Genomic DNA, 18,182 nt, shown 5'->3' on the forward strand with positions numbered 1-18,182 from the left:
CCGATATCAAAAATTTACCGCCCCGCATTGACTGGCGGGGCGGAGACAACATTACAGACCTTTAATATTTTCTGCTTCTAATTCATTGAAATATTTCAATGTTTTAACTTTAAGTTCCATTGTGGACGGCTCATCGCATACCACAACCGCTTTCGGATGGAGTTGTAGGCAGCTAATGGTCCACATGTGGTTGACGTTGCCTTCAACCGCCGCCTGCAGCGCCTGGGCTTTCTGATGGCCCAGCACCAGAATCATCACTTCTTCCGCATCCAGCAGCGTGCCTACGCCTACCGTCAGCGCGTATTTCGGCACCTGGTTTACGTCGCCGTCAAAGAAGCGGGAGTTCGCTACGCGAGTATCATGGGTTAACGTTTTGATACGGGTACGGGAAGCCAGGGAAGACGCCGGTTCGTTAAAGGCGATGTGACCGTCGTTGCCGACGCCGCCCATAAACAGATGGATTTTACCGTAAGAACGAATTTTTTCTTCATATTGACGGCATTCTGCATCGATATCCGGTGCGTTACCGTTGAGAAGATTGATGTTTTCTGCTGGAATATCAACGTGATCGAAAAAGTTACGATGCATAAAGCTGTGGTAGCTTTCCGGGTGCTCTTTCGGCAGGCCAACATATTCGTCCATATTAAAGGTGACCACATGCTTAAAGCTGACCTCGCCCGCTTTGTGCATCTCAACCAGCGCTTTGTACGCCGTTAGCGGCGTGCCGCCGGTAGGCAGTCCAAGGACAAACGGACGATCGGCGGTCGGTTTGAACGCATTAATACGGTTAACGATATGGCGAGCGGCCCATTTGCCAACCTGTTCTGCGGTACTCAGGGGGATCAGTCTCATTCTTCACCTCAATAATCAATGTCAAAATTTGGCGGATCGTATTAAGCGTAACCTGGATATCCAGGGTTCGTGTTCAATCCGTCCTGATTTTTTGAATCATAAAATAAGTTTTCCGTGTTAGCCAGTGGATGGTGGGGGTGATTACGATATTTAGTGATTATAATCACAAAAAACACCCGTTTAATTTGCGAGGCGAATTAATTTTCCACACACTCTGCAGAAGATGATCTCACCGTTCGATTACAGAACATCACGTTTTTAACGTTTGCAGCACAATAAAAAACGGCTTCAAAGAAGCCATATCGGCGTCTCGTAGGGGGAATAAGATGAATATTTTAGGTTTTTTCCAGCGGCTGGGTAGGGCGTTGCAGCTCCCTATCGCCGTGTTGCCGGTGGCAGCGTTGTTGCTGCGATTCGGCCAACCAGATTTGCTGAATATGCCGTTTATCGCGCAAGCGGGCGGGTCTATTTTCGATAACCTGGCGCTGGTTTTCGCTATCGGCGTGGCCTCCAGTTGGTCTAAAGATAGCGCGGGCGCGGCAGCGCTGGCGGGAGCCGTGGGTTACTTCGTCATGACCAAAGCGATGGTGACGATTAACCCGGAAATCAACATGGGCGTGCTGGCGGGGATTATTACCGGTCTGGTCGGCGGCGCGGTTTATAATCGCTGGTCTGGTATCAAACTGCCTGATTTTCTCAGTTTCTTCGGTGGAAAACGTTTTGTGCCGATCGCAACGGGCTTTTTCTGTCTGGTGCTGGCCGCTATTTTCGGTTACGTCTGGCCGCCGGTACAGCATGGCATCCATGCGGGTGGTGAATGGATCGTTTCCGCAGGCGCGCTGGGTTCCGGTATCTTTGGCTTCATCAACCGTCTGCTGATCCCAACCGGTCTGCATCAGGTACTGAACACCATCGCCTGGTTCCAGATTGGTGAATTCACCAATGCCGCAGGCACTGTATTCCACGGCGACATCAACCGCTTCTATGCTGGCGACGGCACGGCGGGGATGTTTATGTCCGGCTTCTTCCCGATCATGATGTTTGGTCTGCCGGGCGCCGCTCTGGCGATGTATTTCGCCGCGCCGAAAGAACGTCGTCCGATGGTGGGCGGTATGCTGCTGTCTGTCGCGATCACCGCGTTTCTGACCGGCGTAACCGAGCCGCTGGAATTCCTGTTTATGTTCCTGGCGCCGCTGCTGTACCTCCTGCACGCCATTTTGACCGGTATCAGCCTGTTCGTCGCGACGCTGCTGGGTATCCATGCGGGCTTCTCTTTCTCGGCAGGCGCGATCGACTATGTTCTGATGTATAACCTGCCTGCGGCCAGCAATAACGTCTGGATGTTGCTGGTGATGGGCGTTGTATTCTTTATCATCTACTTCCTGCTGTTCAGCGCGGTTATTCGTATGTTTAACCTGAAAACGCCGGGCCGCGAAGATAAAGTTGATGAGATGGTAACGGAAGAAGCCAACAGCAACACCGAAGAAGGGTTAACGCAACTGGCGACCAGCTATATTGCTGCGGTTGGCGGTACGGACAACCTGAAAGCGATCGATGCGTGTATTACCCGTCTGCGCCTGACCGTGAACGACTCTGCTCGCGTCAACGATGCGGCCTGCAAACGCCTCGGCGCTTCCGGCGTGGTGAAACTGAACAAACAGACCATTCAGGTTATTGTCGGCGCGAAAGCGGAATCGATTGGCGATGAAATGAAGAAAGTGGTGGCGCGGGGGCCGGTCGCGGCAGCGTCTGCTGATGCGGCTCACGTTGCGACACCTGCTCCGGCGGCCAAACCCCAGGCGGTGCCGAATGCGGTGACTATCGCTGAACTGGTCTCTCCGATTACCGGTGAGGTAGTGGCGCTGGATCAGGTACCGGATGAAGCTTTCGCCAGCAAAGCGGTCGGCGACGGCGTGGCGGTGAAACCCACCGATAAAACCGTGGTTTCTCCGGCGGCGGGTACTATCGTGAAAATCTTCAACACTAACCACGCGTTCTGTCTGGAAACCGAAAAAGGCGCGGAGATCGTTGTCCATATGGGTATCGATACCGTCGCGCTGAACGGTCAGGGCTTCAAGCGTCTGGTAGAAGAGGGTGCGGAAGTCACGGCGGGTCAGCCGGTTCTGGAACTGGATCTGGACTTCCTGAATGCCAATGCGCGCTCCATGATAAGCCCGGTTGTTTGCAGCAACAGCGATGACTTCAGCGCTCTGGTCATCAAAGCGGATGGTCACGTGGTAGCGGGTCAAACGCCGCTGTACGAGATCAAGAGCAAATAATCGCTTCCTGGCCGGATAAGGCGTAAGACGCCTTATCCGGCGATATCACAGAAAACATAAGCGGCAGAGGGAAACCTTCGCCGCTTTTTTTTACCGCAATTAGCCCCAATATTTTCTGCAAAGCCACTTTTTAAGTAACTAAAGGTTGTCAGTCTGTCCGGCTTATAAGATCATATGCCGTTATACGTTGTTTACGCTTTGAGGAATCCACGATGAGTGAGGCTGAAGCCCGCCCGACTAACTTTATTCGTCAGATTATTGATGAAGATCTGGCGAGTGGTAAACATACCACTGTCCATACCCGTTTTCCGCCGGAGCCGAATGGCTATCTGCACATCGGCCACGCGAAATCTATCTGCCTGAACTTTGGCATCGCGCAAGATTATCAGGGCCAGTGCAACCTGCGTTTCGATGACACCAACCCGGTAAAAGAAGATATCGAGTACGTTGATTCGATCAAAAACGACGTCGAGTGGTTAGGCTTTCACTGGTCTGGCGATATTCGCTACTCCTCCGATTACTTTGACCAACTGCACGCCTATGCGGTCGAGCTGATCAATAAAGGCCTGGCCTACGTTGATGAGCTGACGCCGGAGCAGATCCGCGAATACCGCGGTACGCTGACCGCGCCGGGTAAAAACAGCCCGTTCCGCGATCGCAGCGTGGAAGAAAACCTCGCGCTATTTGAAAAAATGCGTACCGGCGGTTTTGAAGAGGGTAAAGCCTGTCTGCGCGCTAAAATCGACATGGCGTCGCCGTTTATCGTGATGCGCGATCCGGTGCTGTATCGCATTAAATTCGCCGAGCATCATCAGACCGGCACGAAGTGGTGCATCTACCCGATGTACGACTTTACTCACTGCATCAGCGATGCGCTGGAAGGTATTACTCATTCTCTGTGTACGCTGGAGTTCCAGGACAACCGTCGTCTGTACGACTGGGTACTGGACAACATCACCATTCCGGTTCACCCGCGCCAGTACGAATTCTCGCGGCTGAATCTGGAATACACCGTGATGTCCAAGCGTAAGCTGAACCTGCTGGTGACCGACAAACACGTCGAAGGTTGGGACGATCCGCGTATGCCGACTATTTCCGGTCTGCGCCGTCGCGGCTATACCGCGGCTTCTATTCGTGAGTTCTGCAAACGCATCGGCGTCACCAAGCAGGACAACACCATTGAGATGGCGTCGCTGGAATCCTGCATTCGCGAAGATCTGAACGAAAACGCGCCGCGCGCAATGGCGGTAATCGATCCGGTAAAACTGGTTATCGAAAACTACCCGCAGGGTGAGAGCGAAATGGTTACCATGCCTAACCATCCGAATAAACCGGAGATGGGCAGCCGTGAAGTGCCGTTTAGCGGTGAGATCTGGATCGATCGCGCAGATTTCCGCGAAGAAGCGAACAAGCAGTACAAGCGTCTGGTGATGGGCAAAGAAGTGCGTCTGCGTAATGCCTACGTCATTAAAGCGGAGCGCGTAGAGAAGGATGCCGAAGGGAATATCACCACCATCTTCTGTACCTATGATGCCGATACGCTGAGTAAAGATCCGGCTGACGGGCGTAAAGTGAAAGGCGTAATCCACTGGGTTAGCGCAGCACATGCGCTGCCGATTGAAATTCGTCTCTACGACCGTCTGTTCAGCGTGCCGAATCCAGGCGCCGCGGAGGACTTCCTGTCCGTTATCAACCCCGAATCATTAGTGATTAAGCAGGGTTATGGCGAGCCGTCACTGAAAGCGGCGGTAGCAGGGAAAGCTTTCCAGTTTGAACGTGAAGGCTACTTCTGCCTCGACAGCCGCTATGCAACGGCCGATAAGCTGGTCTTTAACCGCACTGTGGGCCTGCGTGATACCTGGGCGAAAGCGGGCGAATAAGCACTGCGCCAACAGGCGAATGCTGTAAAAATACCTTGTCAACGCCGCGTTCTGCGGCGTTTTTTCTCTGCATTTCCAAGAGCCTATCCCATTAGGGCTATTTTACTTGCCATTTTGGACCTGGGCAGTGCTCGCCAAAACGCGTTAGCGTTTTGAACGCCGCTAGCGGCGGCCCGAAGGGCGAGCGTAGCGAGTCAATCCTCACGTACTACGTGTACGCTCCGGTTTTTGCGCGCTGTCCGTGTCCAAACTGGCTGCGCCAATAACGCCTGGTGGGATAGGCTCTAAGTCGATTCTCTTTTTTGCGAGGCGAATTAATTATTTTCTGAAAATTATTGATCTGATAAATGATTATTAATCTAAATGTTATAAGCGTCAGGTCAACAGGAGACAATTATTTTCATGCCTATGGAAAACAAGTCAATTTTCTTTGTGGCGGTCTGCTTCCCCCACCAGCAGTCGAATGTAACAGAAAGCAATTAAATATGTGCGGTTGCTCATATTATTACATACTGGTTACAGAAAGAGATTGATAATTCGCATCGCGAAAAATAGTCTATTTAACGTAGTAAATGAGGTTTCTCAGCGCTACTTTTTATTTTTATTTTTTCGCTGTTCGCTTTTGTCGGCAGCAATTTATACGTCAAAGAGGATTAACTTATGCGTACGTTTAGTGGCAAACGTAGTACGCTGGCTCTGGCTATCGCCGGTATCACAGCAATGTCGGGGTGGATCGTTGTTCCGCAGGCGCAAGCCTCCGGCTTTTTCGACGACTCCACGTTAACGGGTGGCATCTATTATTGGCAGCGTGAACGCGATCGCAAAGATGTGACCGACGGCGACAAATATAAAACTAACCTTTCTCATGCGACCTGGAACGCTAACCTGGATTTTCAGTCTGGTTACGCTGCGGATATGTTCGGTCTGGATATCGCGGCGTTTACCGCGATTGAAATGGCAGAAAACGGCGACAGCGGTCATCCAAACGAAATTGCCTTCTCGAAAAAGAATAAAGGCTACGACGAAGACTATTCCGGCGATAAGAGCGGTATCAGTCTTTATAAAGCCGCAGCGAAATTTAAATATGGCCCGGTCTGGGCGCGCGCTGGTTATATTCAGCCTACCGGTCAGACGCTGTTAGCGCCGCACTGGAGTTTTATGCCGGGTACCTATCAGGGTGCGGAAGCCGGCGCCAGTTTTGACTATGGCGATGCGGGCGCGTTAAGTTTTTCCTACATGTGGACTAACGAATATAAAGCGCCGTGGCATACCGAAATGGATAAGTTTTATCAGGCGGATAAAAAAACCAATGTGGATTATCTCCACTCCATCGGCGCGAAGTACGACTTCAAAAATGATCTGGTGCTGGAAGCGGCGTTTGGTCAGTCCGAAGGCTATGTCGATCAATATTTCGCGAAGGCCAGCTATAAATTTGATTTAGGCGGCAATCCGTTCACCACCAGTTACCAGTTCTACGGCGCGCGCGACAAAGTAGACGATCGCAGCGTGAATGATATTTACGACGGTACGGCCTGGCTGCAGGCGTTGACCTTCGGCTACAAAGTCGCGGAAGTGGTTGACCTGCGTCTGGAAGGCACCTGGGTGAAAGCGGACGGTCAGCAGGGCTATTTTCTGCAACGTATGACGCCAACCTACGCCTCTTCAAACGGTCGTCTGGATATCTGGTGGGATAACCGCTCCGACTTTAACGCTAACGGTGAAAAGGCGGTTTTCTTCGGCGCGATGTATGACCTGAAAAACTGGAATCTGCCGGGCTGGGCTGTGGGCGCGTCTTATGTTTACGCCTGGGATGCTAAACCGGCAACCTGGCAAAGTAACCCGGATGCTTACTACGACAAAAACCGCACTATCGAAGAGTCCTCATACAGTCTGGATGCGGTCTATACCCTGCAGGAGGGGCGTGCCAAAGGCACCATGTTCAAACTGCACTTCACCGAATATGACAACCACTCCAATATTCCAAGCTGGGGCGGTGGTTACGGCAACATCTTCCAGGATGAACGTGACGTGAAATTTATCGTTATTGCGCCATTCACTATTTTCTGATGTCAGATGCGGCAGGCTGCCGGTCTGCCGCGCTGTTGAGGAACGACCTATGAAAAAAATTTTACTCATCGCCAGCATGACCGCCGGTTTGACGGCCTGCGCGTCATCACCCGCGCCGGAAGAAGATAGCCGGCTGAAAGAGGCGTACAGCGCCTGTATCAATACCGCACAGGGCTCGCCTGAGAAGATAGAGGCCTGCCAAAGCGTGCTGAATGTCCTTAAAAAAGAGCGCAAACATCAGCAATTTGCTAACGAAGAAAGCGTGCGGGTACTGGACTATCAGCAGTGCATTCAGGCGACGCGCACGGGAAACGATCAGGCGGTCAAGGCTGACTGCGATAAGGTCTGGCAGGAAATTCGCAGTCATAATAACGTGCAATAAAACCCTGCCTTGCCACCCACGGGCGAATGTTTTCCGCCCGTGGTTTTTTCAGGCTTTATTTTCTGCCGCGATATAGCCGCGACTCAGACGTACAAACAGCATCGCCGTCGCGGCAAGTCCACATAACGCTGCGCACATCAGCCACCAGCCGGGCGAGCTTTTATCGCCGGTTAACTTTACCAGCGCGGTAGAGATGGCCGGCGTCAGGCCGCCAAAAATTGCCGTCGCCAGGCTAAAGGCCAGCGAGAAACCAACGGTACGCACATAGACTGGCATCACTTCGGTTAACGCCGCGACCATTGCGCCGTTATACATGCCAAAAAAGAAAGAGAACCACAGCAGTACCAGCGTCATGCGGGTAAAGTCGGGCGCGGCGGTCAGCCACTGCATGACGGGCCAGGTGGTGATCAGCGCCAGCAACGTAATGCCCATTAACACGGCGCGACGGCCAATCCGGTCGGAAATCGCGCCGCCAATGGGTAACCAGATAAAATTGGACACCCCCACTAACATGGTGACGATCAAACTGTCCCGCGCGCTGAGATTAAGCACGGTTCTGCCATAGGTCGGTGTATAAACGGTGATAAAATAAAACGTTGTGGTGGTCATCGCCACCAGCAGCGTTCCGGCCGTAATAATGCGCCAGTTTTTGGCGATAGTTGCAAAAATTTCCCTGGTGTCGGGGCGATGCTTGCGTTGTAAAAACGCTTCTGTTTCTTGTAATGAACGACGTAAAACAAAAATCAGCGGAATGATCATACAGCCGATAAAGAACGGAATCCGCCAGCCCCACTCCGATATCGCGTCGTGTCCCAGCGTGATATTCAGGCTATAACCAATCAACGCGGCGACAACGATCGCAACCTGCTGACTGGCGGATTGCCAGCTGGTATAAAACCCTTTATTGCCTGGCGTTGCGATTTCGGACAGATAGACCGAGACGCCGCCTAACTCAACGCCCGCAGAAAATCCTTGTAATAACCGGCCCAACAGCACCAACGCAGGCGCTGCCAGGCCGATCGTCTGGTAGCCGGGGACGAGGGCGATGAGCAACGTACCGCAGCCCATAATCGCCAGCGTCACCATCAGCCCTTTACGACGTCCGATTCTGTCAATATAGGCGCCAAGCACAATCGCGCCGACGGGGCGCATTAAAAAACCGGAGCCAAAGACGGCAAAGGTCAACATTAATGAGGCAAATTCGCTTTCCGCCGGAAAAAACGTTCTGGCGATATAGGTGGCGTAAAATCCGAACAAGAAAAAATCAAACTGTTCAAGAAAATTGCCGCTTGTCACGCGCAGTATTGCGCCGAACGTGCCGGCGCGCGATGTTGCAGGTGTGTGTTGTGCCATAGGGTTTGCTCTCCACTGTCTTTATTGTTTTATGGGTAAGATGTTGCGGGTCAGTTGCCTGTATCCCCCGCATGTTTTCCGCGTCGCTTCTCAACTGCCCATTTGAGTAAGGCCGCGCAGCGGAAAAATCCGTGGGCGAATTTTCCGTAGGGAAGGGTGAGAAAGAGCGCCATCACCACGCCTAAATGGAGCGCCAGCAGTATGCCCATTCCGCTGGTGTCTCTGCCTGCCAGCAGCGCCAGCCCGGTAAGACTGGTTAAGAACAGCAGCAGAATAAAGCTGCGATCCATGGGTTTCTGGCGCGCATCGCCATGTAACGGCGACCGCCGCAGATTGAGCCACAGTAGCCCGGCCGGGCCGATAAGCAGACCGATACCGCCCAGCGTGCCGAGCATGACCGGCAGGCTAAAGAACGGGTAGGGCGCTTCCCAACCGGCGACGTAGTGATAGCCTGTCGCCACTACCGTGGCGGCAAAACAGAGCATAAAACCGTAAAAGGTAAAGTGATGAAAGCGACGGCGCAGCAGCGTGAACGCATCGTCCGCTTCGTTACAGCCTTTGCCGTGACCGCCGTCGAGATATTTCAGCGTTAACGCATTGTGCGACGCTTCCGCAATCTCCGCCGAACGCGGTACACCCGGCGAGATCTCACGCCAGAAGCGGATTACGCCCGCCATAAGCAAACCGATTGCCAGCACAAAAACTGAGCCAAACATCCATGCCAGCAGGCTATGCGGAAAAATTTGATAGAAGTCACCGGCCAGCGGCGGATGAATCAGCGACCCTTTCAGCGCCATCGCCAGTAATAAAAAGAGCGTCAGACCGACTATCAGCGCCAGCGCGACGGTGATCCCCGCCCGGCGGTATAACGCGCCAAAAGCGGCGGGCTGGGCATACTGTTGATACGTCTCCAGGCGGGCTTGCGCCATCGCTTTCGGCACGTTAATGGCAAATTCATGGGGCGGCGCGTACTGGCACGCGTGCAGGCAGGCGCCGCAGTTATGACATAAATTCGCCAGATAATGAATATCGGCTTTACCGAATTCGAGCCGCTGGGTCATCGCCGGAAATACCGCGCAAAAACCTTCGCAGTAGCGACACGCGTTACACACTTGCATGACGCGTTCGACCTCGACTTCCGGTTCGGTAAGCACGGTGGCCTCAATGATTAATTTTTCAAGCTGTTTCATGCTGCGCCTCCTTGTGCGCCGCGCGGGCGGCTTCTATTCCCGCAATGCGGCCAAAGGTTGTGCCGATAGACATGCCTACGCCTGCGGTATACCCCTTGCCCAGAACATTTCCTGCCATCATCTCGCCGGCAACAAACAGGTTGCGGCTTGGATGACCGGCAAAATGCACCGCGGCACGTTCGTTAACTTTCAGGCCCAGGTAGGTAAACGTGATGCCGGGTCGCAGCGCATAACCGTAGTAGGGCGGCGCATCAAGCGGGCGCGCCCAGTGGGTTTTCGCCGGCGTCAGGTTTTTGGTGGCGCAGTCATCAAGCAAGGTATGATCAAAATGACCGGGTTGGCAGGCCTGGTTATACTGCGTGACGGTATGGGTAAATTTTTCCGCGTCCAGCCCCAACTGGCAGGCCAGTTCTGCCAACGTATTGGCCTGCGCGCCAGGAAAAACCGGCGGCATAAAGTGGCCGATGGCTTTGCTGTCAATAATCGAATAGCCAATTTGTCCTGGCTGTTGAGCCACCAGCCGCCCCCAAATGGCGTAACGCTTCGGCCAGAAATCTTCGCCTTCATCATAAAAACGTTCGGCGTCGCGATTCACGACAATACCCAGCGATACGCAATCCACGCGAGTACAAATACCGCCGTCGTACAGCGGCGCCCTGGCATCAATCGCTACGCAGTGCGACTGGGAAGGATCGCCAATGATATCCGCGCCGGCATCCATCATAAATTTGAGTAATACGCCCTGGTTAAAACGCGTGCCGCGAATCAGGAAATTATCCGCGGGCCATTCGCCGCGGGCGTTTTCTCCCCAAGCCTCCCGCAGCCATTCACGGTTTGATTCGAAACCGCCAGCCGCTAATACGCAGGCTTTGGCGGTAATACGTTCGCTACCCGCCAGCGCTGCCACGAATTCGCCGTCATGAAGTTCAAGCGCGTGAACCGGCGTGTTATAGCGAATCTGTACGCCCAGCCGTTCGGCGCTACGGTAATAGGCATTGACGAGCGCTTTCCCGCCGCCCATAAAAAACGCATTGGTGCGCGCAACGTGGAGCGCCCCAGATAGTGGCGGTTGAAAGTTAACGCCATGTTTGCGCATCCAGTCGCGGCATTGCGAAGAGGTGCGAATGACCAGCCGCGCCAGCGCCTCGTTGGTGTTGCCGTCGGTGACTCGCCACAGATCCTGCCAGAATTCCTCTTCAGGATAGCTTTCTACCAGCACATCCTGCGGCGCATCATGCATACAGCGCAGGTTTCGTGTGTGCTGAGAATTTCCGCCGCGCCATTCTCGCGGGGCAGCCTCCAGCAGCAGAACCGATGCGCCCGCTTCCCGTGCGGTCAGGGCGGCGCATAATGCGGCATTGCCTCCGCCTATCACCAGTACATCAACCATCTTATACTCCCGTACCATTTAACTATTTGTTAAATTTGTAATTGAAATGTATACGGATAAATAAGCGGCGCGCTATCAGGTAGCGCTAAACAGGGGTTTAGTAAGCGTAAAGGGTTGCGCCTGGCCATTCACCGGCGTCGACTAACTGACGCATAACTTTGGTAAGGACTACTCTGGCTGCAAGGCCGGCGGGCGTCAGTTCATCATCCGACAGGCTGACTAAAAAATTGGGGCGGCTGAGTACCGGATTATGGACGCCGATCACGCGTAGCGCGTCGTTATCCAGATGAGAAATCGCCGCGCCGGGCTGCAACGTGGCGCCAAGACCGTCGCGCACGGCGCGCATCAACAACGCCAGGCCGTCAATTTCCGCGACGATTTCAACGTTAAGCGCATGTTCCTGGCAGACAGCGTCCAGCCTGCCGCGCAGCCCGTGTCCCTGGCTTGGCATAATGAGCGGAATGCCTGCCAGTTGTTCAGGTGTGATCGGGTTATCAGGAAGCGCCGCCAGCAGGGCATGGGAGCCAATCAGAAAAAGCTGTTCTTCAAGGATCGGTCTGGCGCTCCAGCGCAGGATTTTATCTTTTTGAAAGACAACGGCTAAATCAATCTGGCGGGTATTGATCATTCTTTCCAGATTACCGGACAAGCTTTCCACCACATGCAGTCGGACATCGGCATAGTTTTCCTGCATGGCATGGATAAACGGTATACCCAGTATGGAGGCGGTACTGGGGGCCATTCCTACGCTCACATGACCGGAAAGGCGCGCTTCTCTGGCGGCGAGAATCGCATCGTCGGCATGACGCAGGGCGAGTTGCGCCTGCGAATAAAAGGCCAGCCCGGCGTTGGTTGGCGTTACGCCGCGCGAGGTGCGCTGCAGCAGACGGATAGCAAGCTCGTTTTCCAGACGGGACATCTGTTGACTTAATGCTGAAACGCCAATATCAAGATCCTGTGCGGCGCTACCCATACTGCCGGTTTCAATAATACGCACGAAATAGCGTAACTGGCGAAGCTCCATTCCTGCTCTCCTGAGATGCGATAGCGTTTTTTACATTAAATCAACATCAAGCGGCAGGAAAGAGGAGGATATAAAAAAGCCAACCGGGCGGTTGGCTCTTCGAAAGATTTACACTTATTTAGTCGCGTCATCGTGCGCGTGCTCGTCTTCGCGGCAGTCGCCTTCAGCGCAGTGGCCGTAAAGATAGAGGCTGTGATTAGTTAAACGAATACCGTGTTTCGCCGCAATTTCACGCTGGCGCGCTTCAATAGAGTCATCACTAAATTCAATCACTTTTCCGCAGTCAAGGCAGATAAGATGGTCGTGATGATGCTGTTGCGTCAGTTCAAAAACGGATTTACCGCCTTCAAAATTATGGCGGGTCACGATACCGGCATCGTCAAACTGGTTCAGCACACGGTATACGGTTGCCAGACCGATTTCTTCACCCATGTCGATCAGGCGTTTGTATAAATCTTCCGCACTGACGTGATGGTTATCTGGTTCCTGAAGAACTTCCAGAATTTTTAAACGAGGAAGCGTTACTTTCAGGCCAGCCTTCTTTAATGCGGTATTGTTGTCAGTCATGCGGAATCTGTCCTGTTGCTAAACGATTCACTTCATTAGAGAAGTGACAGAAATTGCACTCAAGATAATGCGTATCATTATAGGACTGCCATGCCGAAATGAAAACCGCAAGTCTCTCGCAGATGTTAATAAAACTGTGGTTTTGCCTGCAAATTTTGGCGCCACCTGATTACACCCGGACATTGTACAGGGATGGGTGCGAAAGTTACAAATTTGTAGCAATTATTTTGATTGGTCTTGTCTATTGATGCGGCGCAGATATAACGCTGCGCCGCATAAGATTAGGCGTTGAGGATGTCGTCGAGGTGCAATTCAGCCGAAACTTGCTTAACCCATTTTTCAACACGCTCGGCGGTCAGTTCAGGCTGACGGTCTTCGTCAATCGCCAGACCGACAAAATGATCGTCGTCAGCCAGACCTTTAGAGGCTTCAAAATGATAGCCTGCGGTTGGCCAGTGACCCACAATCGTGGCACCGCGCGGCTCAATAATGTCGCGAATCGTGCCCAGCGCATCACAGAAGTATTCCGCGTAGTCTTCCTGATCGCCACAGCCAAACAGCGCCACCAGCTTACCGTTAAAGTCAATCTCTTCGAGAGTCGGGAAGAAGTCATCCCAGTCACATTGCGCTTCGCCATAGTACCAGGTTGGGATGCCCAGCAGCAGAATGTCATACCCTTCCAGGTCTTCTTTACTGCTTTTTGCAATGTCATGCACATCGGCAACGTCTTTACCAAGCTGTTTTTGAATCATTTTTGCGATATTTTCGGTATTACCGGTGTCGCTGCCGAAAAAGATGCCAGTGATTGCCATGAGTAAAATAACCTCTTGAAACTTATTGAAATGGTGGTGGCGAATTGCCCACGGATAAGGGCAATCATAGCAGAACAGGCAGATATGCGGAAACAGCAATCACGCGGGACTGCACGCTCTGCTACACGAAATATGAAACAAAACTTATTTTCAGACTAAACCCTGGCCGCGCAGCGCCATAAGCTGCTTCATTAATATTTCTTCAATGAGCTCGCTGCGGCTAATGTTGCGCGCTTCGGCCAGCTCATTCAGCGCGTCAACCGCTTGTGCGTTGAGTTTTAATTCGACACGCTTGAGGCCACGAACTTTGTCGCGTTTTAACTGGTTGCGCTTGTTGATGCGTAACTGTTCATCGCGCGAAAGCGGATTCGTTTTAGGTCGTCCCGGGCGACGCTCGTGCGCGAACAGATCTAATGTCGTACGGTCCGTTTGTTCTTTGGCCATGATTTTGGTGACTTCGGGGGAAACAATCAGCCAGGCTTATGCCCGGATGGATAGCGCGCCATCATACATCAGCGAGGAAGCGACGCCAACGCCCGCGCGCGTAATCGCGCACAGGCGATGAGTTTTTAATCAGTTAGCGTTTATCGTGCAGATAACGGCGGATGGCGCGCAGAACCGCCTCTGGTTTTTCAGCATGTACCCAGTGGCCCGCGCCGGCGATCACATGCGCGCGCGCCAGAGGGAATTGCGCCAGCAGCGCGTCGCGGTACGCTTCGGTCACGTACGGCGAGTTACCGCCTGGAATAAACAGCGCCGGATATTCCCAGGGCGGAATGGTTTCCCAGCCGACGATATGCGGATACTGCTCCCATAATACCGGAACATTAAAACGCCATTCGCCTTCAGCCCAGGATTTTAACAGAAACTGGATCACGCCTTCTTCGTTGAGGTGCTGGCGCATAATCCCTGCCGCCTGTTGGCGGGATGTCGCGTCGGATTCGCTGACGGCGTTAATGGCCGCGAAAATGCGATCGTGGCGGCGAACGTGATAATCCACGGGGGCGATATCAATCGCGACCAGACGATCGATGCGATCGGGCGCCAGCGCCGTCAGCGCCATTACCGCTTTTCCACCCATGGAATGACCAATAAACGTCGCTTTTTCAATCTGCTGCGCGTCAAGCGTATCCAGAAGATCCTGGGCCATTGCCGGATAATCCATGACCGGATCGCGCGGCGATAAACCATGATTGCGCATATCGACCTGAATAATGTCGTGATCGGTCACCAGATCGCGCGCCAGTACGCCGAGGTTGTCCAGGCTGCCAAACAGACCATGAACGAGAACGATGGGGGAATTATTGTGCAGGTTTTGTGCAGATTGCGCTCGGATGTTTAATTTCATGGCAAAGTTCTTTTTTTCGCTCTGTCGGGTTAGGGTATTATGTTGACCATTCTGCCACTGGGCTGCAACCTCTAAGGTTTACTCCGAGTTTTTTTGTCAGCCGGGCTTAACGCTATCCGCTGTTGGGATTTGTTCCTATAATCCCAATGACTTGTATTCAGCAAAGACATCGCACTGGATTAAGATGAAAACGATTGAAGTTGATGATGAACTCTATAGCTATATTGCCAGCCACACCAAGCATATCGGCGAGAGCGCATCCGACATTTTACGGCGTATGTTGAAGTTTTCCGCCACGACACAGCCAACGGCTTCAGCGGTGAAGGGGACGCCTGCGGCGCAACCCGTTGCCGAAGCGAAACCGGTCAACCCGGTAAAAGACAAAGTTCGCGCGATGCGTGAGCTGCTGTTGTCTGACGAATATGCCGAGCAGAAAAAAGCGGTCAACCGCTTTATGCTGATTCTGACTACACTCTATTCACTGGATCACCACGCGTTTGCGGAGGCGACGGAGTCGTTGCATGGCCGCACGCGCGTCTATTTTGCGGCGGATGAACAAACGCTGCTGAAAAATGGGAATCAAACTAAACCTAAGCACGTTCCCGGCACGCCGTACTGGGTGATCACCAACACCAACACCGGCCGTAAATGCAGCATGATCGAACACATCATGCAGTCAATGCAATTCCCGGCGGAATTGATTGAAAAGGTTTGCGGAACAATTTAATCCTTGCATTAGAAGGACCAGGCAATGGCAATCCACAACCGCGCAGGACAACCCGCGCAACAGAGTGATTTGATTAACGTCGCCCAACTGACGGCGCAGTATTATGTACTGAAACCGGAGGCAGGGAATGCAGAACATGCCGTGAAATTTGGCACTTCCGGCCATCGCGGTAGCGCAGGTCGTCACAGTTTCAACGAACCGCATATTCTGGCGATCGCCCAGGCGATTGCTGAAGAGCGGGCGAAGAATGGCATTACCGGCCCCTGCTATGTGGGGAAAGACACCCATGCGCTCTCGGAACCGGCCTTCATTTCCGTGCTGGAAGTGCTGGCGGCAAACGGCGTAGACGTTATCGTGCAGGAAAATAATGGCTTTACGCCAACGCCTGCCGTGTCAAATGCTATCCTGGTCCATAACAAAAAAGGCGGCCCGCTGGCAGATGGTATTGTCATTACGCCGTCGCACAACCCGCCGGAAGATGGCGGTATTAAATATAATCCGCCCAATGGCGGCCCGGCGGATACCAACGTCACTAAAGTGGTAGAAGATCGCGCCAATGCGCTGCTGGCGGGCGGCCTGCAAGGCGTTAAGCGCATCTCTCTGGATGCGGCAATGGCCTCGGGCCACGTTAAAGCGGTAGATCTGGTACAGCCATTTGTCGAAGGGCTGGCGGATATCGTTGATATGGCGGCGATTCAGAAAGCCGGTCTGACGCTGGGTGTCGATCCGCTGGGCGGCTCCGGTATTGAATACTGGAAACGTATCGCAGAGCATTACAAGCTTAACCTGACGTTAGTCAACGATCAGGTTGATCAAACATTCCGCTTTATGCATCTGGATAAAGATGGCGCGATCCGTATGGATTGCTCCTCCGAATGTGCGATGGCGGGTTTGCTGGCGCTGCGTGACAAGTTTGACCTGGCCTTCGCTAACGACCCGGACTACGACCGTCATGGCATCGTGACGCCTGCAGGGCTGATGAACCCGAACCATTATCTGGCGGTCGCTATTAACTACCTGTTCCAGCATCGTCCGCTGTGGGGCAAAGATGTTGCCGTCGGTAAGACGCTGGTCTCTTCCGCGATGATTGACCGCGTGGTGAATGATTTGGGACGCAAGCTGGTAGAAGTGCCGGTTGGCTTCAAATGGTTTGTTGACGGTTTGTTCGACGGCAGCTTTGGTTTCGGCGGGGAAGAGAGCGCGGGCGCTTCGTTCCTGCGTTTCGACGGTACGCCGTGGTCTACCGATAAAGACGGTATCATCATGTGCCTGCTGGCGGCGGAAATCACCGCCGTTACCGGGAAAAACCCGCAAGAGCATTACAATGAACTGGCAGCGCGTTTTGGCGCGCCGAGCTATAACCGTCTGCAGGCGGCAGCGACCTCGGCCCAGAAAGCGGCATTGTCTAAACTGTCTCCGGAAATGGTCAGCGCCAGCACGCTGGCAGGCGACCCGATCACCGCGCGTCTTACCGCAGCGCCGGGTAATGGCGCATCGATTGGCGGCCTGAAGGTAATGACCGATAACGGCTGGTTCGCCGCGCGTCCATCCGGTACGGAAGACGCTTACAAGATCTATTGCGAAAGCTTCCTGGGGGAAGAACATCGCAAGCAGATTGAGAAAGAAGCCGTTGAAATCGTTAGCGAAGTATTGAAAAACGCCTGATGGGCGATATGGAAGAAAAAGGAGCCTTACGGCTCCTTTTTTATATTAACGGCGCTGTGCTTATCAGGCCTGTAAACCGCCTCCAGGCCGGATAAGGCGCTTGTGATATCTGACTTATTCGCTCTGAGTCGCCAGATGTCGGCGGCAGGTGAGGGCGTCGCATTCGATACGCACCACGCAAACCGCTTTCATCATATCTTCCCGATAACTGAAGGTTTTTCCCGGATCGGTCTGGCGCATAATGACGTCCAGGCCGTAGCGCATCTCCTCGCGTGTTTGCAATATCGATGCCAGTCCGGTGGCGAAAACGCTGGTGTAGGCGTAGCTATAATCACAGGGATCATCGGCACGTAGTAATGCATGGTCGCCGTCCATTTCAATGCATACTGCCGGGTTCTTACGTAACAGACGCATCTTTTTCCCGGTGCGTGCGCCGTGAAAATAAAATATCCAGCGTCCGTTCTGATACTCGTAGCCAAAATTTACGGGGACAACATACGGGCAGAGATTGTCGTTAAACCCTATCCGACACACTTCGTGTTTACTGAGAATAGCCAGTATTTCTGCTATATCAGTGACTTCCCGTTCTGGATTACTCATTTCTATTATCTTATTCAAAGAGTGAAAATGCCCGGACTACCGTTAC

General features: G+C 53.1%; 16 protein-coding genes and 1 pseudogene. 6 read left to right on the plus strand and 11 right to left on the minus strand.

Features of this window, described 5'->3' with window-relative positions:
* Positions 1-51 precede the first annotated feature (51 nt).
* On the minus strand, positions 52-852 hold the full coding sequence (nagB, locus tag ABVM99_RS12240; protein ID WP_001237059.1) for a glucosamine-6-phosphate deaminase: 801 nt from the start codon (positions 850-852) through the stop codon (positions 52-54).
* A gap of 326 nt (positions 853-1,178) precedes the next feature.
* On the opposite strand from nagB, the gene nagE reads away from it, so the two are divergent.
* From nagE to chiQ, 4 genes are all read left to right on the plus strand, one after another.
* Positions 1,179-3,131 (plus strand): PTS N-acetyl glucosamine transporter subunit IIABC, encoded by a 1,953-nt coding sequence (gene nagE, locus ABVM99_RS12245; RefSeq protein ID WP_001023069.1) that lies wholly within the window; start codon positions 1,179-1,181, stop codon positions 3,129-3,131.
* Between the two features lie 212 nt (positions 3,132-3,343).
* Positions 3,344-5,011 (plus strand): glutamine--tRNA ligase, encoded by a 1,668-nt coding sequence (gene glnS / locus ABVM99_RS12250; RefSeq protein WP_001287186.1) that lies wholly within the window; start codon positions 3,344-3,346, stop codon positions 5,009-5,011.
* 660 nt (positions 5,012-5,671) lie between these two features.
* Positions 5,672-7,078: a chitoporin gene (chiP, locus tag ABVM99_RS12255; RefSeq protein WP_001258803.1), complete on the plus strand. Its 1,407-nt coding sequence runs from the start codon at positions 5,672-5,674 to the stop codon at positions 7,076-7,078.
* A gap of 49 nt (positions 7,079-7,127) precedes the next feature.
* Positions 7,128-7,460, plus strand: a complete 333-nt coding sequence (chiQ, locus tag ABVM99_RS12260; RefSeq protein ID WP_000722260.1) for a ChiQ/YbfN family lipoprotein — start codon at positions 7,128-7,130, stop codon at positions 7,458-7,460.
* Between the two features lie 48 nt (positions 7,461-7,508).
* Here chiQ and tcuC read toward each other — a convergent pair whose 3' ends face one another.
* From tcuC to ybfF, 9 genes and pseudogenes are all read right to left on the minus strand, one after another.
* Entirely contained in the window at positions 7,509-8,813 is a 1,305-nt protein-coding gene (tcuC, locus tag ABVM99_RS12265; protein WP_000057014.1) for a tricarballylate/proton symporter TcuC, read from the minus strand.
* 50 nt (positions 8,814-8,863) lie between these two features.
* A complete protein-coding gene (tcuB, locus tag ABVM99_RS12270; protein ID WP_000811152.1) occupies positions 8,864-10,003 on the minus strand; it encodes a tricarballylate utilization protein TcuB in 1,140 nt (379 codons plus the stop codon).
* Positions 9,990-11,393 carry an FAD-dependent tricarballylate dehydrogenase TcuA gene (gene tcuA / locus ABVM99_RS12275; RefSeq protein ID WP_000228705.1) on the minus strand — a complete coding sequence of 468 codons (1,404 nt, stop codon included), beginning with the start codon at positions 11,391-11,393 and terminating at the stop codon, positions 9,990-9,992. The genes tcuB and tcuA overlap by 14 nt, the downstream gene beginning before the upstream one ends.
* 97 nt (positions 11,394-11,490) lie before the next feature.
* A complete protein-coding gene (gene tcuR, locus ABVM99_RS12280; RefSeq protein WP_000423371.1) occupies positions 11,491-12,417 on the minus strand; it encodes a tricarballylate utilization LysR family transcriptional regulator TcuR in 927 nt (308 codons plus the stop codon).
* A 114-nt stretch (positions 12,418-12,531) separates the two neighbouring features.
* On the minus strand, positions 12,532-12,984 hold the full coding sequence (gene fur / locus ABVM99_RS12285; protein WP_000131699.1) for a ferric iron uptake transcriptional regulator: 453 nt from the start codon (positions 12,982-12,984) through the stop codon (positions 12,532-12,534).
* A pseudogene (locus ABVM99_RS12290) lies at positions 12,977-13,062 on the minus strand (ryhB-regulated fur leader peptide). The gene fur and the pseudogene ABVM99_RS12290 overlap by 8 nt, the downstream one beginning before the upstream one ends.
* Before the next feature lie 203 nt (positions 13,063-13,265).
* Positions 13,266-13,796 (minus strand): flavodoxin FldA, encoded by a 531-nt coding sequence (gene fldA / locus ABVM99_RS12295; protein ID WP_001018621.1) that lies wholly within the window; start codon positions 13,794-13,796, stop codon positions 13,266-13,268.
* Between the two features lie 150 nt (positions 13,797-13,946).
* Positions 13,947-14,240, minus strand: coding sequence for a LexA regulated protein (gene ybfE / locus ABVM99_RS12300; RefSeq protein ID WP_001040939.1), 294 nt, complete (start codon positions 14,238-14,240; stop codon positions 13,947-13,949).
* A gap of 133 nt (positions 14,241-14,373) precedes the next feature.
* On the minus strand, positions 14,374-15,144 hold the full coding sequence (ybfF, locus tag ABVM99_RS12305; protein WP_000773249.1) for an esterase: 771 nt from the start codon (positions 15,142-15,144) through the stop codon (positions 14,374-14,376).
* Positions 15,145-15,328: 184 nt separating this feature from the next.
* Here ybfF and seqA point away from each other — a divergent pair, with 184 nt between their 5' ends.
* Positions 15,329-15,871 (plus strand): replication initiation negative regulator SeqA, encoded by a 543-nt coding sequence (seqA, locus tag ABVM99_RS12310; RefSeq protein WP_000848395.1) that lies wholly within the window; start codon positions 15,329-15,331, stop codon positions 15,869-15,871.
* A gap of 24 nt (positions 15,872-15,895) precedes the next feature.
* Positions 15,896-17,536 carry a phosphoglucomutase (alpha-D-glucose-1,6-bisphosphate-dependent) gene (gene pgm, locus ABVM99_RS12315; RefSeq protein WP_000974385.1) on the plus strand — a complete coding sequence of 547 codons (1,641 nt, stop codon included), beginning with the start codon at positions 15,896-15,898 and terminating at the stop codon, positions 17,534-17,536.
* A gap of 114 nt (positions 17,537-17,650) precedes the next feature.
* Here pgm and ABVM99_RS12320 read toward each other — a convergent pair whose 3' ends face one another.
* Positions 17,651-18,136: a pyridoxamine 5'-phosphate oxidase family protein gene (locus ABVM99_RS12320; protein ID WP_000070056.1), complete on the minus strand. Its 486-nt coding sequence runs from the start codon at positions 18,134-18,136 to the stop codon at positions 17,651-17,653.
* Positions 18,137-18,182: the final 46 nt, after the last annotated feature.

This window comes from Salmonella sp. SJTUF15591 (genome assembly GCF_043356435.1).
Taxonomy (GTDB): domain Bacteria; phylum Pseudomonadota; class Gammaproteobacteria; order Enterobacterales; family Enterobacteriaceae; genus Salmonella; species Salmonella enterica.